This window comes from Vagococcus sp. WN80Y, from assembly GCF_059621045.1.
Genome location: NZ_JCAQHY010000174.1, coordinates 152132 through 177683 on the forward strand (window position 1 = coordinate 152132; position 25552 = coordinate 177683).

At 29.3% G+C, this 25552-nt stretch carries 25 protein-coding genes; 24 read left to right on the forward strand and 1 reads right to left on the reverse strand.

The window, feature by feature from the left end; genetic code table 11:
* Nucleotides 1–382 precede the first annotated feature (382 nt).
* From lanM to AC5KOD_RS21115, 10 genes are all read left to right on the forward strand, one after another.
* Nucleotides 383–3469, forward strand: a complete 3087-nt coding sequence (gene lanM, locus AC5KOD_RS21070; protein ID WP_496916556.1) for a type 2 lanthipeptide synthetase LanM — start codon at nt 383–385, stop codon at nt 3467–3469.
* A gap of 116 nt (nt 3470–3585) precedes the next feature.
* The gene (locus tag AC5KOD_RS21075) at nt 3586–3756 is read left to right on the forward strand and encodes a mersacidin family lantibiotic (RefSeq protein ID WP_496916557.1); all 171 of its coding nucleotides are present in this window, start codon (nt 3586–3588) and stop codon (nt 3754–3756) included.
* 21 nt (nt 3757–3777) lie between these two features.
* Nucleotides 3778–3939 (forward strand): lichenicidin A2 family type 2 lantibiotic, encoded by a 162-nt coding sequence (locus AC5KOD_RS21080; protein ID WP_496916558.1) that lies wholly within the window; start codon nt 3778–3780, stop codon nt 3937–3939.
* A gap of 24 nt (nt 3940–3963) precedes the next feature.
* A complete protein-coding gene (locus AC5KOD_RS21085) occupies nt 3964–4152 on the forward strand; it encodes a lichenicidin A2 family type 2 lantibiotic (protein ID WP_496916559.1) in 189 nt (62 codons plus the stop codon).
* A gap of 73 nt (nt 4153–4225) precedes the next feature.
* The gene (locus AC5KOD_RS21090; protein WP_496916560.1) at nt 4226–4966 is read left to right on the forward strand and encodes a flavodoxin family protein; all 741 of its coding nucleotides are present in this window, start codon (nt 4226–4228) and stop codon (nt 4964–4966) included.
* Complete coding sequence (locus tag AC5KOD_RS21095; protein ID WP_496916561.1) at nt 4953–7079, forward strand: peptidase domain-containing ABC transporter; 2127 nt, start codon at nt 4953–4955, stop codon at nt 7077–7079. Before AC5KOD_RS21090 ends, AC5KOD_RS21095 begins: the two co-directional genes overlap by 14 nt.
* Nucleotides 7080–7084: 5 nt before the next feature.
* Nucleotides 7085–8332, forward strand: coding sequence for a S8 family peptidase (locus AC5KOD_RS21100; protein WP_496916562.1), 1248 nt, complete (start codon nt 7085–7087; stop codon nt 8330–8332).
* Nucleotides 8333–8368: 36 nt separating this feature from the next.
* Nucleotides 8369–8926 carry an accessory gene regulator B family protein gene (locus AC5KOD_RS21105; protein ID WP_496916563.1) on the forward strand — a complete coding sequence of 186 codons (558 nt, stop codon included), beginning with the start codon at nt 8369–8371 and terminating at the stop codon, nt 8924–8926.
* Complete coding sequence (locus tag AC5KOD_RS21110) at nt 8923–9072, forward strand: hypothetical protein (RefSeq protein ID WP_496916564.1); 150 nt, start codon at nt 8923–8925, stop codon at nt 9070–9072. The genes AC5KOD_RS21105 and AC5KOD_RS21110 overlap by 4 nt, the downstream gene beginning before the upstream one ends.
* Nucleotides 9065–10321 carry a GHKL domain-containing protein gene (locus tag AC5KOD_RS21115; protein ID WP_496916565.1) on the forward strand — a complete coding sequence of 419 codons (1257 nt, stop codon included), beginning with the start codon at nt 9065–9067 and terminating at the stop codon, nt 10319–10321. The genes AC5KOD_RS21110 and AC5KOD_RS21115 overlap by 8 nt, the downstream gene beginning before the upstream one ends.
* A gap of 40 nt (nt 10322–10361) precedes the next feature.
* Here AC5KOD_RS21115 and AC5KOD_RS21120 read toward each other — a convergent pair whose 3' ends face one another.
* The gene (locus AC5KOD_RS21120) at nt 10362–11096 is read right to left on the reverse strand and encodes a LytR/AlgR family response regulator transcription factor (protein ID WP_496916566.1); all 735 of its coding nucleotides are present in this window, start codon (nt 11094–11096) and stop codon (nt 10362–10364) included.
* Between the two features lie 203 nt (nt 11097–11299).
* Between AC5KOD_RS21120 and AC5KOD_RS21125 the strand changes: the two genes are divergently transcribed.
* The 14 genes from AC5KOD_RS21125 to AC5KOD_RS21190 all read left to right on the forward strand — a co-directional run bounded on the left by AC5KOD_RS21125 (nt 11300) and on the right by AC5KOD_RS21190 (nt 25310).
* Nucleotides 11300–11635 carry a hypothetical protein gene (locus AC5KOD_RS21125; protein WP_496916567.1) on the forward strand — a complete coding sequence of 112 codons (336 nt, stop codon included), beginning with the start codon at nt 11300–11302 and terminating at the stop codon, nt 11633–11635.
* A 450-nt stretch (nt 11636–12085) separates the two neighbouring features.
* A complete protein-coding gene (locus AC5KOD_RS21130) occupies nt 12086–12532 on the forward strand; it encodes a hypothetical protein (RefSeq protein WP_496916568.1) in 447 nt (148 codons plus the stop codon).
* Between the two features lie 71 nt (nt 12533–12603).
* Nucleotides 12604–13008, forward strand: coding sequence for a sigma-70 family RNA polymerase sigma factor (locus AC5KOD_RS21135; protein ID WP_496916569.1), 405 nt, complete (start codon nt 12604–12606; stop codon nt 13006–13008).
* Between the two features lie 87 nt (nt 13009–13095).
* Nucleotides 13096–13284, forward strand: coding sequence for a helix-turn-helix domain-containing protein (locus AC5KOD_RS21140; protein ID WP_074402630.1), 189 nt, complete (start codon nt 13096–13098; stop codon nt 13282–13284).
* A gap of 171 nt (nt 13285–13455) precedes the next feature.
* On the forward strand, nt 13456–13731 hold the full coding sequence (locus AC5KOD_RS21145) for an antitoxin (protein ID WP_206834981.1): 276 nt from the start codon (nt 13456–13458) through the stop codon (nt 13729–13731).
* Nucleotides 13724–14554 carry a zeta toxin family protein gene (locus AC5KOD_RS21150; RefSeq protein WP_496916570.1) on the forward strand — a complete coding sequence of 277 codons (831 nt, stop codon included), beginning with the start codon at nt 13724–13726 and terminating at the stop codon, nt 14552–14554. The genes AC5KOD_RS21145 and AC5KOD_RS21150 overlap by 8 nt, the downstream gene beginning before the upstream one ends.
* Before the next feature lie 273 nt (nt 14555–14827).
* Nucleotides 14828–16075: a DNA methyltransferase gene (locus tag AC5KOD_RS21155; RefSeq protein ID WP_496916571.1), complete on the forward strand. Its 1248-nt coding sequence runs from the start codon at nt 14828–14830 to the stop codon at nt 16073–16075.
* Nucleotides 16076–16194: 119 nt separating this feature from the next.
* Nucleotides 16195–18714 (forward strand): ATP-binding protein, encoded by a 2520-nt coding sequence (locus AC5KOD_RS21160; protein WP_496916572.1) that lies wholly within the window; start codon nt 16195–16197, stop codon nt 18712–18714.
* A complete protein-coding gene (locus tag AC5KOD_RS21165; protein WP_496916573.1) occupies nt 18714–20534 on the forward strand; it encodes a hypothetical protein in 1821 nt (606 codons plus the stop codon). Before AC5KOD_RS21160 ends, AC5KOD_RS21165 begins: the two co-directional genes overlap by 1 nt.
* A gap of 158 nt (nt 20535–20692) precedes the next feature.
* Nucleotides 20693–21028: a hypothetical protein gene (locus AC5KOD_RS21170; RefSeq protein WP_496916574.1), complete on the forward strand. Its 336-nt coding sequence runs from the start codon at nt 20693–20695 to the stop codon at nt 21026–21028.
* Nucleotides 21025–22497 carry a hypothetical protein gene (locus AC5KOD_RS21175; RefSeq protein ID WP_496916575.1) on the forward strand — a complete coding sequence of 491 codons (1473 nt, stop codon included), beginning with the start codon at nt 21025–21027 and terminating at the stop codon, nt 22495–22497. The genes AC5KOD_RS21170 and AC5KOD_RS21175 overlap by 4 nt, the downstream gene beginning before the upstream one ends.
* 460 nt (nt 22498–22957) lie before the next feature.
* Nucleotides 22958–23278 (forward strand): DNA-binding protein, encoded by a 321-nt coding sequence (locus AC5KOD_RS21180; RefSeq protein WP_496916576.1) that lies wholly within the window; start codon nt 22958–22960, stop codon nt 23276–23278.
* 99 nt (nt 23279–23377) lie between these two features.
* A complete protein-coding gene (locus tag AC5KOD_RS21185; protein ID WP_496916577.1) occupies nt 23378–24556 on the forward strand; it encodes a site-specific integrase in 1179 nt (392 codons plus the stop codon).
* Nucleotides 24557–25094: 538 nt separating this feature from the next.
* Nucleotides 25095–25310 (forward strand): hypothetical protein, encoded by a 216-nt coding sequence (locus AC5KOD_RS21190; protein ID WP_496916578.1) that lies wholly within the window; start codon nt 25095–25097, stop codon nt 25308–25310.
* Nucleotides 25311–25552: the final 242 nt, after the last annotated feature.

Consider the following 25552-nt stretch of genomic DNA (forward strand, 5'->3'; position numbering starts at 1 on the left):
TAAGAATATACTTTTAGGACGTTTGTAAGGTAGCTTACCATAGAATCAAGTAAGTTACATCTAAATGAAAAAGGAAGTTTAAAGCTATATTATTGGAAATCATTTTAGCACTATTTAGTTAAAATTAATAGCTTTAATCAAATGAAATTTTCTATTATAGTAGAAAAATATAGTGAGATGATATTTTAATGACCAGATATGTTATTTCATATACCAAAAAAAGACAGACACTGGATTAAGTATTAAAAGTTGTAATATGATAAATTTATCAAGAATTAAGGAACATTTTTTTGAATAGAAAAAACTAATTAGGATTGTTATAAAAAACGAATATGGAAGAAATTATTAGTTCTTACTTAAATAAAGAAGAAGGGGAGCAAACATGAATAGACATAATCAAGTGGTAAAAGAAAGTCTGTCTCAGACAAAAGAAGGAATGCTCAAAAAGATTTATGTAGACACATTAAAAGTTGAACAAAAATCAAAGTATTATGATGAAACTACTTCTGTAGTAAATTGTGATAAGTTGAACGAATGGAAAGCTATTAAAAGTATTGTAAAAAATGAACGATACGATGATATGCTATTTTCAAGAAAAATGACTGAAGAAAAATTTGCTTTTTCATTGTCTGATTTTACATTTGAACAAAAAGTAGAGTTTCCAGATTGGTTGTTATTTTTTAGCAAAATGATTGACGAAATGGAAATTGAGAATAATGGAGCTGGAATAGTAATAGCAATTCAGCCTTTTGTTAGTTTTGTTGAAAAAGAAATTAAGAGGTTTGAATTTAAAGATTCTTCATTGAGTCTTTCTTCTAGTGTTAAAAAGGATTTTATTAATAATTATTGCGTTGAAATGACTAATATATTAAGTAAAGTGATAGTTATTGAATTAGAAAATTATAAACGACAACATAAATTTCAATCTAAAAATACAGAAGATAAGTTTTCAGAATTCTTGAAGGAGTTATTTTCTGATAAAGGAGACTACTATAAATTTTATTCAAAATATTCTGTTGCTGCATATTTAATTTCAACACGGACTAAATTCTTTTTACAAAATTTTCTTAATCTTACAACAGCTATCGTTGAGTGTTCAAATGAAATAAAAGAGATGTTCAAGATATCCGAAGTTTCTGTTTCAGATATCTCACTTTCGGCGGGCGATTCCCACGAACAAGGTAAGAGCGTTATGATATTGACTATTGGGGAATATAAACTTGCCTTTAAGCCTAAAAATTTAGATGTTGCTAAATCCTTAGAACTATTTATTTCTTGGATTAATAATAATTCAGGATTATTAAAAATAAAAACTCCTAGAGGAATATATAAAGAACAATATACTTTTCAGGAGTTTATAACACATCAAGATTGTAAGTCAATTCAGGAAATTGAGAATTATTATCAAAGGATGGGTCATTTGATAGCATTATCCTACGTTTTATCAATGAATGATCTACATATGGATAATCTAATAGCACATGGTGCCTATCCGGTAATAATTGATGGAGAAACGATTTTTCATAATGAGACAACACTAAGTGTCGTTGATAAAGCTTTTGTGAAAGTTGCTTTAATGACTGTTAATCAAACGATTATGAGATCGGGACTATTGCCAAATTCAGTTCTTATTTCAGATGATTTTAATAATAAAAATGATTTCAGTGGAATTGCTGGTGGACTGACTGAAATAGTTACAAAAGGAAATTATCCAACAAATATTAATCAAGCAGATTTTAAATATGAGGAGCAAGAGATTCGAAATCATCCTAAACAAAGAGAAAACTTACCCAAATATCTAAATAAGTTTGTAGATTATAAAGATTATAGTCTGCACATAGTTGAAGGGTTTCTTGAACTGATGAGATTTTTTATGAAACATAAAGAAATATTACTCTCGGAAAATAGCCCAGTTAATTATTTTAATGATTTAAAAATAAGATATTTATTAAAGGGAACCCAAAGATATGCTTCTTTATTGAATTTTTCTAACCACCCTAATTATATGCAGGAAATGTTTTATAGAGAAAAGTTGATTTCAAATATTTGGGCTTACCCTCATCAGGATAAAAGGGTTATTATCAGTGAATATGAAGATTTATTGATGGGAGACATCCCCATTTTCTTTTCTAAGGTAAATTCTAATGATATTGAAGATAGTAGGGGGAGAATGATTAATAACTTTTTTGAAAAATCAGGGATAGAGTACTTTAGAGAAAGAATTCAACAATTGGATAATGAAGAGATACAGTTGCAACTAGGATTTCTTCTGACAAGCTTAGATTTATTTGAAGAGACATATTTAAGAAATAGAGATTCGAATTTACCACTTTGTAATAGACAAACAAGTATTAATGCGCTTCATGAAGCTAAAATGATAGGGGATAAGCTAATTGAGAAAGTAGTATGGGATGATGCGAATAGTGATCTTTCTTGGATTACTATTGATATTATTCCAGAAACTAAAAAATTAGGTGTAAAACCAACAAATGAAAGTCTTTATGATGGATTATCAGGTATTGCCTATTTCTATTTAAATTTATTTTTGGTTGCTGGAGACGAAAAATATTTTTCTTTCTATAAGCAAGTGATGATATCAGCTATAAAATTGTCAAAAGATAGTTTAGTTTTATCTGCGTATGAAGGTAAATTATCACCTATCTACCCAATTCTTATTGAAATAAAAGCATTAGGTAGATCCGATTTCAGCGACTTTGTAAACGATACAATAAATGAACTTGAGATTGAACAAATTTTAGATACTAAGAGTAATGATTGGATGAATGGAAAAGCTGGGATACTGTCTCTTTTAGTTGAAGTTTGTAAAATAATTGATTCTGATAAAGCGAAAACCTATATGTGTACTTTGAAAGATGATTTAATATCCAATGTAGAGATGGGAAAACTAGAAAAATTAGGTTTAGGATTTGCTCATGGACTTTCTGGAGTTGCAGTGTCATTAGCTAAATGTTTGGAATTTGATAACTCAGATAGAATAAAAAATTGTATTACTTCAATTTTAACAATTGAACTTGAGAGCTTATCGGATAGTATAGATTTGAGATGGTGTTGGGGGCTTTCTGGATTAGTAAAAGCAAGAGTATATATTCATAGTATTTTTCGGGATAATGTAATACAAAAGCAGTTGTTGGATTTGTTAAATAAATTAGATGCTTCATTAGTTACATCATTTTCTAATGATGATTGCTTGTGTCATGGAAATTCAGGAATATTAAGTCTTTTACCTTATTTAGAAGATACTTCGAACGCCAGTTACTCGAAAGTAGGAAATCAATACATTCAAACAATGGTAGAGAACCAGATTGCAAGAAATAACTACAATATTGCGTATTTCTCTAAAATTGAAAGTGTGGGTCTGTTTACAGGGGTATCTGGTATTGGCTACTCATTTCTTCAATATTTAAAAAAAGAAAGAAATTTAGGGGATATACAATTGTTAACTTTATAATAACTTAGTTCTTTTTGTAAATTTATTTTATTATTATAGGATCTAACTTGTTTATTAAATCTTTATAAGAAATGGATCTATCCATTTTTTAAATAAATTTGAAAGGAGTAATAGCTATGGAATCAAGAAAAATTAATGAGTTTGTGGGGCAATCTTTTGAAGATCTTTCTGTTGAAGAAATGGAAAAACTTCAAGGCAATGGAGATATTCAAGTGGAAAGTTCCCCAGTTGCATGGTCACTTATAGGAGTATCAGTGTTGTTGTGTTTTCCTAAAAGTGCATCTTAATTAAGTGAGGAGGGATTACAGATGGCAAAATTAGAAATGGAAGAAATTGTTGGTTATGCTTTTGAAGAATTACCTGAGGAAATGATGGAAGAAATTCAAGGATCGGGCGATGTATCACCTGAATCATCTAGCCCATGTTTACTGCTTGCTTCGTTTATTTTTGCAACAATTACACGATGCTAAATTTAGTAGAAAGTAGGAATAGAAATGGAAACAAATGAAATGAATAGTTTTGTAGGTAAAGCGTTTGAAGATTTATCAGAAGAGAGTATGGAATTGATTCAAGGATCTGGTGATATTACGGTTGAAGGTGGTTGGTCACCTGTTCTTTCAAGAATTTCAAACTATTTAACAGTTTCGTATGAAGTTGCTACTATTACAGTTTGTAGAGATTAGATTCTAATAATTAATAAGCGTATAGACCTCTTTAAATGTTTATACGCTTATTTTCTCTAAGGAAGTGAAAATTATGAAAAAAATAGTTGCTTATATTGGAACAAATAAAAAAAAATCTAACACTATCAATTTTCTTGAAGAAATAATAAAGAAAATTTCTGATGTGATAGATGAAGAGGTTCAACTTAATATTTATACTGCATTTAATACTAATGTAGAACTATGCAAAGGTTGTTCAGCCTGTTTTGTTAGTGGAAGTTGTCCCATCAATGATGATATTGAAAAAATAACAGGGGAAATGATTTCTGCTGACCTAATAGTCTTTGGAAGTCCAGTATATATGCATAGTATCAGTGGTAATATGAAAAATTTTATTGATAGAATTAGCTGGTATTCTCATATTCTAAAATTTCGTGGTAAAGGTGCATTAGTTATTTCTACATGTAGTTCAAATGGTCATGAAACAGTTCTTAATCAATTAGAGAATTATCTGACTTCTTTTGGCTCAAAGGTTATTTATAAAAAGAATGCTGCAAATGATTATCCTAAGGAACTGACTGATAAAGATTGGCTCAAGGACACTTGCAGTGAGGCATCTTTGAAAATAATTGATTTTTGGAACGAAAGTAATCATTCATCAGAACGATTAGAAAAACAATTTACGGTTTATCAAAAAATTATGAAGAAAAGATTTGATTTAGGAGATAAATCTTTTGAACCTATGTATTGGGAAAAAAATAACATGTTTAAGTTTTCGACTTTAAGCGAGTGCTTAAAAATAGAAAATGGTGAAAATACAAATGAGAAGAATTAAATTTATAGAACAGATGGAACATAGCGAATGTGGGTTGTCATGTGTTGCAATGATGATTGATTATTATAAACAAAAAATTGATTTAACAATTCTCAGAAGTAGATATGGAGTTCCAAAAGGAGGGTATAATTTTCTACAAATGAAAACTATTCTTTCAAATTATGATCTTTCATCAAATGTTGTTCGAGTGACAGGAAATGATTTTTCATCAGAAATACCAACTCCCTGTATAGCCTATTGGAATAATCGTCATTTTGTTATAGTTGAAAAGTTTACGAAGAAGGGTGTAATACTTGTAGATCCTGCTAAAGGTAGAGTTCGTTGTCATATGGACGAATTTACCGAAAAATTTTCTCGTATAATTTTATTTATAAAAAATACTAGGAATAAAACTTTAAGAAATAGGGTATCAATAAACGGCAAAATAAAAACGATCATTTTGGATAACCGATCTTTATTAATAAAAACATTTATTACAACTATAGGAATTCAAGTTTTGAGTTTATTAATACCAACTTTGATACAGAGAATGATTGATAGTAGTAATGAATTAAACATGAAAATTATTTTCTTTTCAATGATAGCTATTACATTATTCTATTATTTATTCAATGTTGCTAGAACTAGGATTATAAATAATTTACAGATTTCATTTGATACAAGTTTCTTACAAATGACAGTGTCACGTTTGATGAATTTACCAGTTAATTTTTTTACTAACCGAAGCAAAGGTGAGTTAATGTACAGAATTAATTCTAATACTTTTATTAGATCAATTATGTGTGAACGAGGTATACGTTTATTTATTGATTGCATATTCTTTATATTTTATTTAGTTTTGATGATGAGATATTCCCCTTTAATGACTCTAATTACAATTTTTATTTCTGTGATTTTGGTAATATTTTCTTTTTTAAATACAAGGTTTACCTTAAAGATTAATCAAAATCAAATGCCAGCTATTACAAAATCTCAAAATTTAATTACAGAGATTGTAAACAATACAATTGCTATAAAATCAGTTAGTGCCGAGGAAGACATGTTTCAAAAATGGCAAAATAACTTTAAAGAACAAATGAAACTTGAACAAGAAAAATCTAAAGTGAATTCAATATTAATGAATGTTCCTATTACTATACAAGTGATTTTTCCATTACTAACGTTTTCTATAGGCATAGTTCTGTTGCAAAGCAATACTTTATCTTTGGGAGATATTGTAGCGTTTAATACATTAGGTGCCGCTTTTCTAGTGCCTTTGATTTCAGTTGCTAATTCGTATTCTGATTTTACTATGGTAAAACTTTATATAAGTAAATTAGTAGATATTATAGATAGCGAACCTGAAGATAAAGGAAATGAAGAAAAAATAAGCATAGATATGGGGAAAATTACACTTGAAAATATTTCTTTCAAATATAGTGAATTTGATAATTTAGTTTTGAGAGATATTAATTTAAATATTTCTCCACAAGAGAAAATTGCAATTGTAGGAAGTAGTGGCTCAGGAAAAAGCACGTTGTTAAAACTTATAGGTGGAATGTATAGGCCAACACAAGGAGTTTTGAATATTGATAACCTAGATTTGTGTAAATTGAATAAGAAGGTGTATAGAAGTCAAGTAGGAATAGTTATGCAAGAAGGTGCATTATTTAGTGGAACAATCTCTGAGAATATCTTGATGGGAAGAAAAATTAATAGTGAAGAAATTGAGAAAGCCACACTAATATCTGATTTATTGTCAATTATTGAAGCATTTCCATTGAAGTTAAATACAATTGTTTCGGAAGATGGGAAAAATTTTTCTGGTGGTCAAAGGCAAAAGATTTCAATTTGTAGGGCGGTATTAAACTCTCCTAAAATATTACTTTTTGACGAACCTACAAGTGCTCTCGATAATATTTCGGAGAAAAAAATTATGGATAATCTCTTTCAAATGAACTCTACTTTAATTGTTGTAGCCCATAGATTGTCTGATATATCTAAATTTGATAAAGTAGTACTAATGAGTGAAGGTAGAGTAGTTGCAATGGGATCACACCAAGAATTATTAAGGAAAAATTCTGCGTATAAAAATTTGTATCTTAGTAATTATGAAAATGAAGACGGGAAGTGAATAAAATGGATACAAAAGCAAAAAAAATAATTTTCATATTAGGACTTAGTTCGTTCTTTTTATTCTCAATAAGTTCAGAAAGTGTTTATGCAGAAGAAGTGATTTCATATTTATTTGATTCTATTTCTGAAAAGAATGAATTTGTTGAAAATTTGGAAATTCCACAAGAGAAAATCGTTGAATTGGATGATTTGTCAATGGTAGAAATTAAAAATGCATCTTTAAAAGAGTTAGAAAATGCTAAAATAAGTGCTGAAAAAACAGGTGGAGAAGTTGGTGAAATGTTATCTGTTTCACCTGAAACTACTACTACCAGTATTCCATTTTTTTCTCAAGTATTGATGGAGTATTCATGGGGTGTTGATAAAATTACTGACTATCGTAAATCATATGGATTTTCTTTAGGGGATAACATTAATGTAGCTGTTATTGATAGTGGAGTTGATTTATCACATGATGAATTAAGGGAACACTTGAATATAGAAGTTGGGAAATCTTTTGTTACTGAGAATGATGCACTTCAAGATGTGAATGGTCATGGGACAATGGTAGCGGGACTAATAATGCAAGTAGCTCCTAACGCGAATATAATTCCTTATAAAGTAATTGACGGAGAGGATGGGGAATCCTCATGGGTTATAGCAGCGATAGTAGAGGCCGCTAATAGTGGAATAGATGTTATTAATATAAGTTTGGGAACTTATAAAAGTAAGGATATTCAGGATGAAAAACTTACAATGAAAGCATATAAAAAGGCTGTAAATTATGCAAAACAAAAAGGTACTATAGTTGTTGCATCTGCTGGAAATAGTAATGCTGATCTAGATGAAAATAATAGAAGAGGTACTTATCATTTACCTGGGGATTTAAAAAATGATGTTATTACAGTTGGTGGAACAAAACGAAATGGAGAAATTGCTTCATTTAGTAATTATGGGAGAACTATAGATTTTGTTGCTCCTTCGGGGGATTTTGTATTTGACAACGATGGGAATATAGATTTTAATGAATTGGTTTTATCTACTCATCTTGGTAATTCATATGCTTTCAACGCTGGAACTAGTTTCTCCGCTCCACTTGTTACAGGTTCAATTTGTGCAATTTTATCTAACCATGATTTTAAAAAAAATTCTTCTATTGAAAAAAAAGTCTCTAAATTATTAAAAAAGGGAGCTATTAATTCTGAAAAAGGAAAAGGTATCAAATTTGGATATGGTGAAATTAATTTAATTAATTCTCTTTTAGTAAATTAGTTAAAATATGCTAACAGTGTAGTTAGGGGGAGTATTATGTATCAAAACTTGTCGATAATTATTGCCAAAAAAATATTTTCTGTGAATTATGACAATATCACTGAAAGAGCTCAATGGATAAGGTATAATATAGAAGTAATATTAGTAAATACGTTTAAGACAGTTCTTATTTTCTTTATAGCATTTTTTTTGGAATGTCTTAATAGTAGCTTGTTAACCTTAGCTACTTTTGCTTTTTTGAGGAAATATGCTCAAGGATGGCATGCTACTAAATCGTTTTATTGTACAGTTCAATCAGTCTTAGTGTTTGTTTTTTTTCCTAAATTTCTTTTATTCATGAAGCTAGAGTTTAATTCTCTAATCACAATATTTATGTGTATTTTAGTGTACTGTTATTTTTCTGTACATGTTTTTGTTAAACTTAAAAATAATAGGATTGCAAAAAGATGTTTGTTTATTTTAGCAATCCAATATTTAATCTTTTTTTCTAGTAGGATTTATTGGATAAAAGTGTCAATATTAGCTGGTATATTGTCTGAATTAGCGATGATATTACCTTTTACAGAAAAAGTAATAAAAGGAGTGACAAAATGATAAGAATTCAACAGAAAATACAGAAAAAAATGAATGAGTGGGTTACTGAGCAAATGAAAAATGAAACTAATCGAGAAGGATGGAAATGTCCTTGGCCATACTTAATATATGCTCCTAAAAAACCAAGTAGTAAGAAAAATGATTGATGTAAAAATATTATTGAGTGTTTTTTTTCAAGTACATATTACAGTACTTTTGTTTAATAAATTTAATACTAGGCATATAAAAAGAAGTGTAGTTTTAGTTGCCTCTATTATAATAGCAGTAGTAATAATCAGTATATCAATGACAAAGTTTGTTAGCCTATCAAATATTATATTTGCTGTTTTATTACTTTCATACAATTTTATAAGTGGCTATAGTGTTAATTATATAAAGGAAATTTTTACAGCATTGCTTTCTATATTGCTAGTATCGTTATCTTCTTTTTTCATTTATAATATTTTGGACAGATTCACTTTTCTCGGAGAATATAGCTATTTATGCTCTATGATATTAGTGTATTTTATTATAGTTATTTTGATTAGTCGCTTTAGCTTTATCTTAAAACATTCTTTATTGAAAGTGGAGGTCTTGTGGCTCTTTTTTGGAACGATTTTATTATTTGCTTTTTTTCAATCTAAAGGTAGTAATACAGCGCTCTTACTCTATTCATTTATAAATATATGTGTTACATTTTTTCTATATAAAACTATATATTTAATAGGGAAAAGGAAGAAAGAGAAAGAGGCGAAAAAAAAATTTGATATATATGTTGGTGAGCTTGAAAAGCTTACAGATGAACTTTTAACGTTCAGACATGATTATCTTAATATACTTTTGACTTTAGAAAACAGTATACGGAATGAAAATTTTGATCAAGTTAAAACAATATTTTATAATGTTGTTTCTCCAACAAAAGATTTAATAAGGTCATATAGTCTTGATAATGGGATGTTTGATAATATCCAGTTACCAGAATTAAAAAATTTGCTGATATCTAAGCATGTAGAATCGAAAATGAAGAATGTGAATCTATCTATTTGTGTATTAGGAATAGTTAGAGAAGTACAAATTAATAGAGTAGATCTGATTAGAGCTTCTTCAATATTGCTTGATAATGCAATTGCAGCAGCTGAAAGTTCTAAGCATAATAAGGAAGTGGAAATTACTATATTTTTAGTTAATAATAGTTTGTCTTTATCAGTTAAAAATTGTATTCAAGAGCATTCTGTAGATAAAGAAAAAATGTTTCAAAAATTTTATACCACAAATAATCAGTTTCAAGAGCCTAGAAATGGTATTGGGCTGTATTCCCTCAAGAAAATTTTAAAAGTTAATACTAAAATTCATCTGACCACAGAGATTGTTGATGATTTCCTCATTCAAACAATTGTGATGAAAGAAGATATCTAAAATCTCTATGTTTTAAATTAATTTGATAGAAAACAAAATCCTAGTTTAATTCTTTTAAATATTTTGTAACTGTGGAAATAAGCCTTCTAGATATAGGGATAGATAAAGTTGTCGAAAAGTGAATGTTACGTTGAGATTTATTAATATATTTAATGTTTTGCAAATTAACAAGAAAAGATTGATGGCATCTTATAAGTCTTTCATCAATTTTTTCTAAATTTTTTAATGATTCACGTATGAATATGTCTTTAGTTCGAGTTTTTATCATTAGTTTATGAGCAGAAATTGTCGTTATAAATAGAATTTCTTTAAATGGAATTTTTATATTAGCAAATTTATTTTCAAAGATAAAAAGATCGTCGGTATTTAACTCTTCTAAGTAATAATTATATATGCTTAAACATTTTGCTATTTTATTTTTAAATTCTTCGTTTGAATTTGTTTTCACAATGTATGCTAACGCAGAAACTAAATAATCATATGATTCCAAAGCTAAATCAGAGTAAGCAGTAACATAAACTATCATAGCTTCTGGCTCTATAGACCTAATAGTTTGAGCAATTTTGAATCCAGCAGAACTGTCATCTTTTATTTTTAAGTCTAAAAAATATAGATTTTGTCTATCTTTTGAGTTTTTGCACAGATCAACTATTTCTGTTGGACGTGATGTTACTTTAACTTTACCAATATGATATGCGTTCTTTTTGGAAAGTTTGATAATTAGTTTGTGAATTGTTTGAGCTTGTAGAATATTATCTTCCAGAATGACGATCATCTTTCTTCCTCCCTTTAGTTTTACTATTATAAGATAATGATACCATAGTTTTAATTAGGAAGTTTTCCCATTTTGAAAATATTATTCAGTATAAGAGTTGAGAGTAGAATTAAATTTAAGTTACTATTAGCATTATAAGGTTATTTTACAAAAATATATAAATTAACAAGAATAAACATTTATAAAAAGAAGGTGGGCAAGTAATGTTTAATCAAGTGTATTTGAAAATTTTTACAGTGTTGTTCTTAATATTAGCGGCGGTATGTAGTATGTTAAGATCTAAGTTCATAGAAAAGAATCAATATAAAAATGAGAACAGTGAACGATGGTTACTCATTGAAAGTAAAGCAAGGAATATATCTATATTGTACTTTAATCTTTTGGCTTTTCTTGTTTTTTTTCTATATTTTTTAGTTGTAATGCTAGGATTTGAATTAAACCTTAGTGTTGAGAAAATATTGCATTATGCTATATACGCCATTTTTTTGAAAGCTCCAGTTGATTATTTTGCGATTCGATACTTTGATAAAGTGTTGTAGTTTAGTAGGATTACCAAAGCTATATGTAATTACCTTGTTTTCTCAGTTGTGTACTCTAAATTTTTAATATATTGATTTTAATAAAGAATGACGAAAAGGTTAAGATAACTTTTTTGTCATTTTTTATTTTAAAAATGAAAAAAAGAATTTAACTTAATCTCAACTCTTCTTTATTAAAGATGAATTGAGGTTTTGGAAATGGAGTTTAATCTTGAAACAATTATGGCGGCTAAAGATTGTAATGATAAATCTATGATTTTCAAAGATAGGTTCACTATTAACGATCATAAAAATTAATGTGTGAATAATAGTATGCATTTTGATCTATGAATTCAAATTACATTTTTAGTTTCGGTTTTTTAGTATTTATTTGATTGTCAGATAATTCTTTAATTCCGTGTCTTTTCAGTCAATTGTTTTGTTGGTAATAAGTGAAAGGAGAAGAAAATAATGGATAAATGTGATGAAAAAAAATTGATTTACCAGCAAATGGATTTATTAATGAAGGAAAGGAGCGAGATAACAAAGATATACAATGAGTTTAAAGATCAATTGAGTAAGTTAGATATTGAACTAGGAATAAATTATTCGATAAAAACGAATTCTTCAAAAATACCCAAGTCCGATATTGAAAATCAAAAGTATTTGCTAGCAAAAAAAGAAGGAATAAAGCGAAATCAATCCTACCAAAAAATTAGCCTTACTATTGCTTCAATATTGAAAGAAGCAGGCGTCCCTCTAGCAAATAAAGAAATATATAGGATCTTAACAGAAGAACATCATTTAAGGATATCCTATCCTAATCTTACAAGTAATATCCTACCTAGAATAAAAGAAGATTCATCTATTCACGTTGAACGTGCTTACCGCGGTTATTGGCAATATCGCTTAACATAAATTTGATAGAATTATCCATTATACACATCTCCTTTTGAAAATAATGATTTCAATAGGAAGAAGTGTTTTGAATGAGTCAAAATGATGAACGAATTAATGCGCAACTAACCAAGTATTTTGAAAAAGTCATTCGTCATGCAGCTATTAATTACTACAAGAAAAAGTCACTCCGTCTTGAAAATGAAATTCTTGAAGAGGATGCCACTATTATAGAATTGATGAAGGAAGATACTTTGAAGGGAATAGATGATTTTGATCTATTTTCATTGGATACTCCATTTCATGTTGAGGATGAAAAATTAAATAAAGCTTTGATCAATCTAACTGTTAGAGAAAAACTTTTTTTGATAGAAAAGTTTGTGAGCGAAAAAAACGATCGCCAAATTGGTGAAGTCCTTCATATATCAAGACAGGGCGTCACAAATTTAAAGCATCGATTGTATCAAAAGCTAAGAAAATCTATCAAAAGTCACTAATGTTAAAATAATATATGCTGTTCGTTCGCCACCTTTCCTTTGTTTTTAGATAAATTAATTTATTTAATCAGAGGGAAGGAGTTAACCATGAAAAGCTTAAGCCAATTATTTATACAAGCAAAAAATGGAAGTGAGCAAGCGATCGAAGAGTTGATTCTTAGATTCCAACCATTGATGAATAAGATGGCATGGAGGAGTGGCGAATATGATGAGGATTGCTATCAAGAATGTATGCTAGCTTTTGTCATTGCAATTGGGAAATTTGAAATACGATGATTTGACTGGTGAAAGGTATGCTGATTATAAGGTTGGTATACCTTTCAGTTTATGAAATAAAAAGTGAAAGAATTAAAGCTTAAAATACTAGGGGAAAAGCTAGGCTAGATGTAGAATTTGCTATTTTATGTTATAATCAAGCATAATAAACAAAGAAGGTTGGTGAGAAAAATGGATTATGAAAAAACTTTTAAGGTTGAATCACTAAATGAATTTTCTCGCAATGTCTACAATCGTGTATTGAGATATGTTGTGAATCATCAGATTGATAGACAAAATAAAAATGACTTATACGCTGAGTTGCTGGATCAACTAAAAGGGATGCTGCAAATGAATCTTTTTGAAATGTCAATGAATGATTTGGCTAAAGTTGAATCGTATTGGAATACGATGGACGTGTATACGAAATCTATAACTGATCAGAAGGCAGTTGAACAGTATGTCTAATTTTCATACAGATTATACCGAACAGCATTATTCTTTAATCTTAGAAGATACCCTAGAAGCTTTAACACTCTCTAAAGTTCCAGCAGAGAGTCCAAAAGCTTTTTTACTTGGTGGACAGCCTGGAGCTGGTAAGACAGCTCTAAGATATGCAATCATGAAGGAAATTGGTACGAATGTAATTGTGGTGGATAATGATTCGTTTAAACAAGCCCATCCAAATTTCGATGAAATTGTAGAACAATACGGCAAAGACTATGTGACACAAGTGACGCCATTTTCTAATCGTTTGACAGAAGATATTGTGGAATATTTGAGTGACAAGAATTATCATTTGATTATAGAAGGAACTTTAAGAACAGTGGAAATACCAACAATGACTGCTAGCTTGTTAGAAGCAAAAGGATATGAAATGAGTCTCTATGTCGTTGCTGTTTCAAAAGACTTGTCCTATTTAGGTACACTTACAAGGTATGAGTATCAGTTTTCTAAAGATGCTGTAACAGCTAGAGAAACGAAAAAAGGGCATCATGATTTGGTTGTGCAAAATTTATCGGAGAATGTTTCGATCTTATATAAAGAAAATGTGTTTAAAACAATCAAGATTTTTGATAGAGAAATGAACTTATTGTACGATTCTGGACAGACACCTTTAAAGAATCCAAAAGAGATTTTAGAGCCGATATTAAGCGGGAAAGTAAAGGCTAATAGTCTTCTTGCTCAAATTCAAAAGACTATGCAGTTGATGGAGATAAACGGGCATCAAAAATCGAAAAATTATAAAGACTTAGTAATTAAATATAAATCATTGAAGGAGCTATTTTAAATAGAAAAGAATGGCTTCTTTTTTATTTCATTACAAAAGAGAAATACTGAAATCAATATTGATGAAAAAACTCTGTATAATTCTATTTTGGTATTTCTTAGTGGGATTGTATATTGGCTATAGTCTTAAAAAATTAAATGTTAGACATAATTTTACTTGTAATACGTGGAGATTTAATATAATTAAGGATTTCTATAAGAAAGAATGCTATAATGAATGTGATTAAGTTTCGCTAAAAGGGAACATTATGTAAGATAAAGAGGGAGATCTTTTATGAATATTTTAGAAGATTTAAATAAATATGAGAATGAATTCTGGGATTTTAAAGGAGCGAAAAAAGAAGGAATTCATAAGCTAGGGAAGTATCCAGCTACTATGGTTGCTCCAATGCAATATGAACTTTTATCCATAATAAAAAATAATTCGAAAAAATACCAGCAACTTATGGATCCGTTTATGGGATCAGGAACAACTTTGGTTGAGGGGCATAGTTTAGGAATGGAAGTAATTGGCATTGATATTAATCCATATGCAGTATTACTTTCTGAAGTGAAAACTCATATGTATCATCACAGAAATTTCTCTTTTGTAAAAGAAAGATTAACTAAAAAATTAACTAATGAAGAATATCTGTATGAATCTTTTTCATTTGAAAATATTGATAAATGGTTTAGAGATGATATAAAAGACTCATTGAGTAAAATCCGAAGCGTAATAATGGAGGAGTCTAACCAGTGGGTTCGCAAATTTTTGTGGGTTTGTTTTTCTGAGGTGATATACTCGCATAGCAATGATCGGACTAGTACTTTTAAATTACACATGAAAAAAGAAGAGGATATTGCTAATATTTCTGATAACTGTATAGATCATTTTTTTAAAAAAATTGATGAGAAAAAGAAATATCTGACTTTTTCAAAGGTACCTAAAACTACAATTTTTTCAGGAAACTCTTTAGAAGAGTTGTTGAATATTGAAGATGAATCAATTGATATAATTTGTACCTCACCTCCGTATGGAGATAATGGTACAACTGTCACATATGGACAAGCCACAGTACTTTTTTTAAAGTGGATTGATATCGCTGATTTGAATTGCGATGAGGATATGTTATCCAATTATTCGAAAATAGATTCATTCAGTTTAGGAGGTATTAATAGCTCTAACAAGGTTCCAGATATAGATACAGCTAATAATTATATTAGTTCTTTATCAAAAGAAAAAAGAAAAAAAGTAGAACGTTTTATCGCTGATTACTATGTGGTTTTATCTGAGTTAAATAGAGTATTAATAAAAGGAGGTTACATGCTATTTACTGTAGGGAATAGAAGAGTGGATGGTATTGAGCAGCCTTTAGACAGTATTACTCAAGAAATATTTCTGGAGTTAGGGTTAAAAGAAGAAAAATTATTCAAGAGAAATATATTATCGAAAAAAATGCCGGCTAAATTATCTCGAGTTAAAGACAAAGGTGCAGTAAAATCGATGTCTCAAGAAACTGTTTTAATATTTAAAAAGGGATAGATATTAAATAACAAATGGAAGAGTCGGAACTATAGTAAAGATTTTTTTACTTGATTATAGTAACGATTCTTTTATTTATTTTATAAAAGTATAATTATTATTCAAAAAGGAGAAGGGCTATGGAAGATAAAAAGAATGTGAATCTAACAATCGACTCGAGAATTATTAGCCATTTAGGAGAGGCTCTGATTGACGATGAAAAAGTTGCTTTACTAGAGTTAATAAAAAATTCTTCTGATGCGGATGCGCTTAATTGTTCAATTACTATTGATACTTTATTTGAGTCTTCGCACGGAAAAGGAAGAATTGTGATTGAAGATGATGGAAATGGCATGAATCCCTTTATAATTGAAAATGGATTCTTAAAAATAGCTACATCATTTAAAAAAAACAATCAAAAAATATCACCAAGATTTAGAAGACTAGCTCAAGGAAATAAAGGTATTGGGAGATTAGCGTTAAATCAATTAGGAAAGTTTTTACATGTAAAAACAAAAGTTAATATAGATGTGTTAGAAAATTACTTTGATCAAGATCAATTATTAGTTAGGTATGGATATTCCGATAGAAATACATTAATTTCTGATAATAAAGATGTATATTATTCTTTCAAAATTGATTGGAATGAATATGAAAATTTTGAAGGTAGAGTTGAGGATATTCCGATTGAATTAAAGAGTAATAATTATTCTAAGGAGCTTTTTTCTCATAAAAAAAACTATGGAACTAAGATAGAAGTTTTAGGACTGAAAGGTTTAGATTTTTGGAGAAATGCAAAGACTTTAAATGAGTTAGAATCTGATGTATTAGCTTTCTTAAATCCGTATATTGATGAATCATCAAATTTTAAAGTAAAAATTAAGCTAGATAGCCAAACTTTTAGAAGCGATGTTTATGATAAGGAGTATATTAGTCATAGTTGTGATTCTATGTTTTCTTTCAAATTTGAAGACACAACTAATGAATTGATTTTAGAAGTGAATAGAAGCAAAGATTATATCAAGAGGCAAGTTGATGAATTAATTAATTCTATGAAAAAATATGATTGTGATTTGTTGGATGAAGTAGTTCCTTATGAAAATTATTTTAATGAATTTTCTTATTATAAAAAAACCTTCAATATAGAAACTATTGATTCAATTTATTTAGAAAGCCCCAGAAGTAAAATGGATGATGCATTTTTTATTGAGGTATCAAGTAAAAAAAGAGATGATTGCGATGAAAAAGATGAAAAAGATGAAAAAAAGGAAGTACTGTATCTTCCTGGGAGCTTCTCAGGAGTAATTTATGCTTATGATTTTGCACCACAAGCGATTAATTCTGATACTAAAAAATTGATTCAAAATATAATAGGTGTAAAACTGTATCGAAATAATTTCAGAATATTTCCTTATGGAAATCCCAAAGATGATTGGTTAGGTATGAGTGATTTTAACCAAAGAGTAAAATCAGTTGTATATAAGATGCATACTACAACTGGATTTGTGAACATTGATGGAGAAAAAAATTTGGAAGTTTTGAAAGAACTTACAAATAGGCAAGGACTAGTTTTAGATAAGTATGGGAAAAACTTTTTATTAATTATGCAAGAATTAATATTTAAGAATGCTGCTTATGAAGATCGAAAACTATCGGAAAATTTTTCTTTTGTCAGAAGAGAAGTTGCTAAGTTAAAAAATGGAGAAATATTCGAAATAGCTGATTTAAAATTTAGAAAACGTGACAATTATCGTGAGGCAGCAAGAGAAAAGTTAGAAAATTTGGAAAGTGGACTAGAAAAGCTAACAATTGATGTTGAAAAACCAAATTTATTTCAAGAAGAAGAAATAAAACTCACTACAAAAAATATACAAAAAGAACTAGATCTTCTAAAAAATGATATTGTGAATATTGAAGATGAGTTTGAAAATAAAGATTCTCAACTTACTGATAGATTTGAATATTTAGATGAGCTTTTACCTGTAATGGGAGCAACCATAATTTCGGAAACATTAGCACATGAGATAATAAGATTGTCACAGAATATTAAATCTTATTCTTCTAAGGTTAGACACGCAATTCCTAAAGATGATACAAAAACCATGATTAGAAATTTAGGAAATATCGATTCGGATATAAAGTTCTTATCTAGGTATGCTACTCTTATGGATGTAAATTCTTATTCTAAAAAGAGAAAATTCGAAGTAATTAGTTTAAAAGAAACAATCGATGACATTATTGACGATAGTCCACTATTGAACTATAAAAATATCAATATGAAATATGAAATAATAGGAAATGATTTTTCAACTAAACTGGTTAAAGATAGTTTTAAAATTATAATAGAAAATTTTATAATTAATTCAACTTATTGGTTAGCAAAAATGAAAATTAATTCTCCAAAGCTATTTATAGAATTAAATGAGAAGAGAAAAACACTGACAATATATGATAATGGCTTAGGAATTGAAAAAAATATTGAAGAGAGAATTTTTGAACCCTTTGTTACAAATAAGCCAGATGGAGACGGAAGAGGTATGGGACTGAATATAGTTGAAAGTCTACTAAAAGAGATTGGTGGAACAATACATCTGTCGTTAAATGAAAATGAAAATGGAAATAAGTTTAAGTTTGTAATTACTTTTTCGGAGGTTGGATAATGAGTAATTTTAGTGAATATGGAATAAAAAAAGTTGTTGCTATTGATGATGCTTTTGAATTGAAATTATCAGAAAACACGAAATTATCTGAATTAGATGAAACTGAAATTGAAAGAATAGATGAACTTGCTGACTTTTATTATAGTAACAGAGACGCAGCATTTTCAGATTACTTTAAATTTCAAGAATTATTATCGGAAGACATAGTTGAGTTTTTAGCAAATTTTAATGAAACAGAAGTTGATTATTATGACAAAATATCAGATGAAAAAGAAATTGTTTTCTATAAATGGGCCCCAGAAGAAGCTCAGCTCAAAAATAATATAGAGAAATTGGCAGGAGAACAAGAAAGAACTTTCATCATTTTGGATAAAATGCTTACTAAGAATAAATTGAATTACAAAAATAAATTAAGAGAAATATTATATTGGATTAATGATGTTTTGGTGAAAAATAATAATTTGTTTTTTGTGTTCTTTTCGTCTGATCCTGAAAAATTAGAAAATTATGAAAGTGTATTAAATTATTTGATTAATGAAATAGGGATCGATAATGAACGCGCTAATAATTTAGCTTTACACATTAATTTTGTTGACAAAAATCATTATGAGTTGGATGATTTTATATCTGCATTAAGGAAGTCCCAAAAAGCAAACTTTGTAAATTCGTTAAATATGGTATTTGAAAATAGTATGTCGTCATTAAAAGATAGGATTTGGAATCTTAATCGTAATGAGTCTTTGCTACATTATGATTATTTAGTTGAAGGGCAACATATTGATAAAATAATATATGATGTTTTTAAAAGTAAATTCAAATATTCATTTAATGAGTATAGAGATGAAAACTACGAAGAATTAATTAATCCTATTAGAAATTCTATACAAAAATATGAAAAACTTAGAGTCGAAAATGAAGGTATAGAAAAAGATTTAGCACCGTACAAATATAGATTTTTAAAAAATATAAATTACGCTATTAACTCAAATAAAATGGAATTAAAAATAAGTAAAAGTGATGATATAGCGTATGGGGATATTATTGAAGTAAATGAAAAAAAATATTTAATGATTTCTCAAAATTGTGACATCACTATCCGTAGTAATGGTAAACGAAAACTTCAATCCTTTAATTTAATTGAAATTACTGAAAAGAATGAAGATATTGATATTAATTGGTTGAAAGCATCTTTCATTTCATTCTTTAATAAGGAAAAATTATCTGAAATACCAAATAGTCGGAAAATTTTTGAAGATATGTTTTTTTTAGAAAATGAAAAGACTGAACTTGAGAAAATGGGATTTAGAAAAGATGATCTAAAAAAAATAGAAGTTGCAAACTTGTCTCATAGTGCAAAGAAGAATTTGAATGCATTACAATTTGATAGTAACAAAATATTTTCTAAAATGAAAAGTTATGACATTGTAAGTGGAGAAATTTTTACAGTTCCATGTTTCTGGTTAGATGCACTTTTATTACGTAGAAAAGAAACTGAAAATACAGTAATTAATTTTGAGGCAATAGAAAAGTCAAAGGAAATTCGATTAGCAACAAAATATTTTATACAAACTGAGTTTAATCTTCTTCTTGAAAAAATGAAAGGATTGTCAAAGGAATCTTTAAATATTAGTTTAACCAACAATTTATTTAATCCAATTATTCCTGTAAAAGCGATTTGGAAGAATGATGTATTAGATGGTTTTGAACTGTTAGATGTCAGACGCGAGACTCGCTTAGATGATATAGCAACTAGAAAAATTCACAAAAAAGTGGTTGATGATCAGGTTAGAGAAGCTACAAATATTGAAATACTCATTTAAAATTATGAGTTGAATCCTTCTTGAAGATTTATAGATATTTCTTTACTAAAGCAAAGAAATATTTTTTGATAGCTGAATGTTATTAATTGATGACATCAGCTATCTAATTTACTTCTTTTTTTGGTAGCGTTTTATATATGTGGGGTGAGAGGTGAAAAATGTCGAAATATACTGATGATGAGATTAGAAATATGTCGAAAGTAACTATTAAGGTAGCCGCCGATTATTTAGGAATTTCCTCTAACATGTTAACAATCGGAATGCGTAATAATTTATTACCAATAGGTTTTGCCATTCGTAATGAAGAACGTTATAGATCCAGTTGGAGCTATTCAATCGTTCCTGAGAGACTCATAGCTTATAATCATGGAAGAATTAATGAATTGCAAGTAGAAAATATTGAAAATAGTATTAATACAATAGTTTCTCAATTTGAAGAAATGAAAAAAGACCTGGTTTTTCTATTAAGCGAAAACGAAGAATTGGAGGAATGAAAGAATTTCAAGCACTCATTCGAGAAAACGAATTCTCATTTAAAAATGGAACTGATTTTATTGAAGCTGATAAGAAGATAGCTGTAGTTAATAGTAACGTTTTCGCTTATAGTAAAATTAAGTTGAGCACGTCAACAAATATTCCTAGGAAAAATAACCAGAAACAGGAGGTGAAGAAGATGTCAGAGCAACCAGTATTTACAAAAATGCGAAAAGAAATTTATGATGAAGTTTGGGATATATCTGTTGCTGGAGTAGCAAGGAAATATAAGGTGGCGTACGCACATATGATTAGACAATTAAAGATGGCAGATATACCAATACCGCCATCTGGCTATTGGACAAAGTTAAGTAGTGGAAAAAAAGTTTCTGCGACTGAACTTTTAGGTGATTTTGAAAAAAGTATTTCTATTTACGACATAACTCCTGTTGTTAAAAGGCAGAAAAAAAACTTTACGGAAAATAAATATATTAGTAGTGAAATGTTGAGTAATGAAACGACTAATGATCTTGTAAATGATGAGAGAATCCTAGAATTTTTAAATGATGAAAACAGACTAGCTGTTTTAACGGTTTTAGAGCAAATAACTATGTCGAATGATAATAGTAGAATGCAAAAGAAAATTATTAATCATCGAAATCGAGTTTTAAAATGGCTGAAAGAATTAAAAAAGAAGGAAGAAAAAGGTTGGGGAAAAAGAGGCCTATCAGAGCCACCATTTCTAGCAGATTCAATTTCAGAAGAAATGCTTCCTAGAGTTTGCCGAATATTCGATACATTGATTAAAGCATTAGAACCATTAGGATGCGAACTTACTGATAGTTTGGGAATTATTGTGAATAATGAATTAGTTTATATTTCTGTTAAAGAAGCTAAAGACAAAATTCCTCACATTCTCACTAAGAAAGAAAATTTAGAACTTTTAAAATACAAAGAAGAAAAGCAAAATTCTTCATATGCCTTTAAACCAAATATACGGAAATATGACTATCTGTTTAATGGACGTCTTAGCGTTGTAATTCAAAGGGAAAAAACTTTTCGAGATTGTAAAGCATATGTTGTGGAAGAAAAACTGAAAGAGATTGTATTGGCTTTGTATGAGAGTTCCGATAAGCTTCGAAAAGAAAGAGAGAAGCGAGAAGAAAAGGAACGGCAAAGAGAATTTGAGAAACAGAAGGAAGATGAGCGTAGAGAACGCTATAATTTGGAAGTTGAAAAGACAAATTCCTTACTAAATGCAGCTAGTGATTATAGAACTGCTTGTGAAATCCGAACCTATATTTCTGCAATTGAAAAAACACCTAACTTGAATGATGAAATATTAACTTGGATTGAGTGGGCAAAAGGTAAAGCGGATTGGTACGATCCTATTTTAGCTTTAGAGGATAAGTTATTTGGGGTGAGAGAACATGGAAAAGGAATCGATTCAAAAGCTTTGAAAAAAAATGAGGCTTCTCGATGGTGGTAATATTTTTCTTATATTAATTGTAGTCAAGGGAAGTAATTTACATATATTTAAATATAAAACAAAAATATGTCTCGATTCAAGGATATCAAAGGCATATTTTTGTTTGCTTGTTTGTAATGTGTATAAATATTTTAGTATCTTGTGTCCTTTCCCTTATTATTTTTGTTGGTAATAGGTATAAGAACAATTCTTGTACCTTGACAACTTAATAAAATCTATCAGTAACATTCCCTTTGCATGGAGCACTGCATTAAGAAACGCCACGACCAGCAATTTGTATTACTGCGAGCGACCATATTCTTAATCAAATTGAAACTAGTCCTTTCAAGCCACGATATGCAAAGTACATAATGATACTTCTGTAAAGCTCGCCATAAACTGGGGAGAGGTGAAAATCCTATGCGGTTTGGTGACTCAAACAACTGATAGATGAAACAAGGAAAGAAAAAGGAGGGAGAAGATGCAAGAAAATATTTGTTTTCCAGAAACTCCAAAGCAAAGTAAAACGCTAAATACAACGATCGATAAAAAATTAGACCAAGTTCTAGATGAACTTTCTAAAATACAACATTCCTTACCACTTGTTTTAACCAATGAAGACCTAAAAAGAGAATTTCAAATTAGCGACAGCACATTAAATCGATTAATCAGACTAGCAGAGTTCCCGAACTGTTGGTACGGCATTAGAGGTCACTATGCCAAAGATGAAGTGCTAAATTGGTTCAACAATCACGATTATGATGAGTACAGAGATCGAATGCATCATTTAAGAATGTCTTGAAAATATATATTTTTGGGTGAATATGTTTTATAATGGAGGTACTCGAAAGCAATCTATTAACACATGTTCATCCTCCTTCTTGAAAGAGAGGGATTAAGTTTGGAGATAGTTGATAGATATAAGCAGCATGTGAATCAAGCAGGAGAAATCACTTGGTATTTTCAAGCGTTCAGGACAACACGTAGAGGCTTTAAAACAAAACGAGAAGCACAATTGGCTTACTTAGAAATGGAGAAAAAACACCAGACATATAAGAAACTGACTGGTAGTAATGAACTATTTCGAGAAGTGGCTGAAAAATGGTTTGTTTATTATCAATCATTGAAGGAACAAAAAGAAAGTACGTATGAGAAAAGACATGAATCTGTAAAAACTCTTTCTAGATGGATCGGCGATAAGAAGATGATCAGTTTTAGTTCAGATTTTTTAGAAGAACTATTTTTCACTTTGAAAGAGAAGGGCATAGATGGCATATCAAAAGGTTATTCTAAAAATTCATTAGAAAGTTTTCGCCAAACCTTAAATATGATCTTCAATTATTGTCTAAAGAATAATGTATTAAGCGACAATCCATTGGAATCCGTTAGACGTCCAAAGTATCAACAAACCGTTCAGCAATTAAAGGATTCTTTAGCAAGATTGGATCAAAAGTATTTGACGTTTGATGAGCTAAGATCATTGCTTAATTACAGTATTGTTCATGAAGAGCTACCACTTTCAACGTTGTATCATGTTTTGTTTTATACAGGCTGTCGCGTAAGTGAAGCTTTAGCCTTACAACCAGAAGATATTGATTTTAATAATAATGAGCTTCTTTTTTATAAGCAGACAACCGTAAAAGGAAAGCAAGTTAATTTTAAAATCGATACAACTAAAAGTGTCAGTTCTGCACGACGGGTGGTTGTGACACCATTAGTGATGGAAAAGTTAAAAGCTTTAATGGAAATGCTAGATGATGTTCGGAAGCAGTTCAAATTTCAAGTGGAAGAAAAGTATTTATTTGTTTATCTAGAACCACACAAGCGAGGCATTCCATTTAGACGAGAGTATGTGAATAATCATATCAAACGATGTGTTGAGCAATGTGGTATAAAGAAACCGTTCCACACTCACTTGGCTCGCCATACAATGGCAAGTTTAGTCGCTGGTCATTGTGATTGGGAGGTATTGAAAGCTCGTTTAGGTCATACAGATAAAACAACCTCTGAAATTTATCGACATTTAACATCAGAAGAAAGATTAAAACCACTAGAAGCTTTTCAGATTTTGGAAAGCTGACTGCAGGTTTTTGATAATTCCAGAGTGAAAAGCTTGGAATTATCACTTGCTTTTTAATGGATGTAGTCAGAGTGGTAGTCAATTTAATAAAAAATTCAATGATATCAATAGATAGCGTACTTTTAGCATGAAGTAAAGAAATTAGAAGATAAGAAAGTCTCTGACTGTCTATCAAATTTCGAATGTGAAAAGTCCTTGTATATCAAGGGCTTTTTCTATTTGTCTTTATTCCTAAATTTCGTAAAAAAGGTATTTAAGTCTGCAATTGTCCTAGATTGTCCCATTTTGACGACATAGGTAGTCAAATATGGGCTAAATTTAACGATTACGCTGACGACAAAAGTCATCCGAAAATACCAATACGAGCCTCCGAATTTAGCAAGTTTGAGGTTGACTTGCTAAGAAGGGAGACAGAAGCCGATGCGTACGCAGCGGCTGCTAAAAAAGATGATAGAACTATATTCTCTATAATATAGTTAAGGAGACATCTATTATAAAGAATAATGATAAGAGAGTAGTTTGGAAGCAAGAAAATGATTTGAAACTGATGCAGGTTATTTTGGTATTTATTGAAAAACATCAAATTGATTCTGTGAGAAAATATCAACTGAAATTGAAAGAATATCCTAAAGAAGTCCCTAGTTTGTGGTTCATTAAAGAGCGATTTGGGTCTTGGGATAAGTTATTGATTCAACTAGGTGAAAATAGATTAGAGAGATATTGTTGGGCGAAAATACCCAATGATGATCTGTAAGAAATTGTTGTAGCATTTATTAAAGAAGAAAAGATTTGTTCTCAAAGAGCTTATGAGAGAAGAACTGTTGGAAATAAAACTATTCCTTCACTAGATACTTTGAAAAAGCGATTTGATGATACTATGGTACTATGTCAAGATAAAGGACAACTTAAATCGAGAGAGTCAGGTATTGTGCTTAGCTATTTCTAAATTCATGTTGAAATGATCCAAAAACTGAGCGAATCAAGAATGTTGGTGTT

Coding starts and splice junctions, on each gene's coding strand:
- AC5KOD_RS21170 (WP_496916574.1), top strand. CDS start 20,693: ATGTCGAAATATACTGATGATGAGATTAGAAATATGTCGAAAGTAACT.
- AC5KOD_RS21100 (WP_496916562.1), top strand. CDS start 7,085: ATGGATACAAAAGCAAAAAAAATAATTTTCATATTAGGACTTAGTTCG.
- AC5KOD_RS21155 (WP_496916571.1), top strand. CDS start 14,828: ATGAATATTTTAGAAGATTTAAATAAATATGAGAATGAATTCTGGGAT.
- AC5KOD_RS21115 (WP_496916565.1), top strand. CDS start 9,065: ATGATTGATGTAAAAATATTATTGAGTGTTTTTTTTCAAGTACATATT.
- AC5KOD_RS21080 (WP_496916558.1), top strand. CDS start 3,778: ATGGCAAAATTAGAAATGGAAGAAATTGTTGGTTATGCTTTTGAAGAA.
- AC5KOD_RS21140 (WP_074402630.1), top strand. CDS start 13,096: ATGAAAAGCTTAAGCCAATTATTTATACAAGCAAAAAATGGAAGTGAG.
- AC5KOD_RS21160 (WP_496916572.1), top strand. CDS start 16,195: ATGGAAGATAAAAAGAATGTGAATCTAACAATCGACTCGAGAATTATT.
- lanM (WP_496916556.1), top strand. CDS start 383: ATGAATAGACATAATCAAGTGGTAAAAGAAAGTCTGTCTCAGACAAAA.
- AC5KOD_RS21085 (WP_496916559.1), top strand. CDS start 3,964: ATGGAAACAAATGAAATGAATAGTTTTGTAGGTAAAGCGTTTGAAGAT.
- AC5KOD_RS21175 (WP_496916575.1), top strand. CDS start 21,025: ATGAAAGAATTTCAAGCACTCATTCGAGAAAACGAATTCTCATTTAAA.
- AC5KOD_RS21130 (WP_496916568.1), top strand. CDS start 12,086: ATGGATAAATGTGATGAAAAAAAATTGATTTACCAGCAAATGGATTTA.
- AC5KOD_RS21120 (WP_496916566.1), bottom strand. CDS start 11,096: ATGATCGTCATTCTGGAAGATAATATTCTACAAGCTCAAACAATTCAC.
- AC5KOD_RS21125 (WP_496916567.1), top strand. CDS start 11,300: ATGTTTAATCAAGTGTATTTGAAAATTTTTACAGTGTTGTTCTTAATA.
- AC5KOD_RS21180 (WP_496916576.1), top strand. CDS start 22,958: ATGCAAGAAAATATTTGTTTTCCAGAAACTCCAAAGCAAAGTAAAACG.
- AC5KOD_RS21145 (WP_206834981.1), top strand. CDS start 13,456: ATGGATTATGAAAAAACTTTTAAGGTTGAATCACTAAATGAATTTTCT.
- AC5KOD_RS21135 (WP_496916569.1), top strand. CDS start 12,604: ATGAGTCAAAATGATGAACGAATTAATGCGCAACTAACCAAGTATTTT.
- AC5KOD_RS21090 (WP_496916560.1), top strand. CDS start 4,226: ATGAAAAAAATAGTTGCTTATATTGGAACAAATAAAAAAAAATCTAAC.
- AC5KOD_RS21075 (WP_496916557.1), top strand. CDS start 3,586: ATGGAATCAAGAAAAATTAATGAGTTTGTGGGGCAATCTTTTGAAGAT.
- AC5KOD_RS21150 (WP_496916570.1), top strand. CDS start 13,724: ATGTCTAATTTTCATACAGATTATACCGAACAGCATTATTCTTTAATC.
- AC5KOD_RS21165 (WP_496916573.1), top strand. CDS start 18,714: ATGAGTAATTTTAGTGAATATGGAATAAAAAAAGTTGTTGCTATTGAT.
- AC5KOD_RS21105 (WP_496916563.1), top strand. CDS start 8,369: ATGTATCAAAACTTGTCGATAATTATTGCCAAAAAAATATTTTCTGTG.
- AC5KOD_RS21095 (WP_496916561.1), top strand. CDS start 4,953: ATGAGAAGAATTAAATTTATAGAACAGATGGAACATAGCGAATGTGGG.
- AC5KOD_RS21110 (WP_496916564.1), top strand. CDS start 8,923: ATGATAAGAATTCAACAGAAAATACAGAAAAAAATGAATGAGTGGGTT.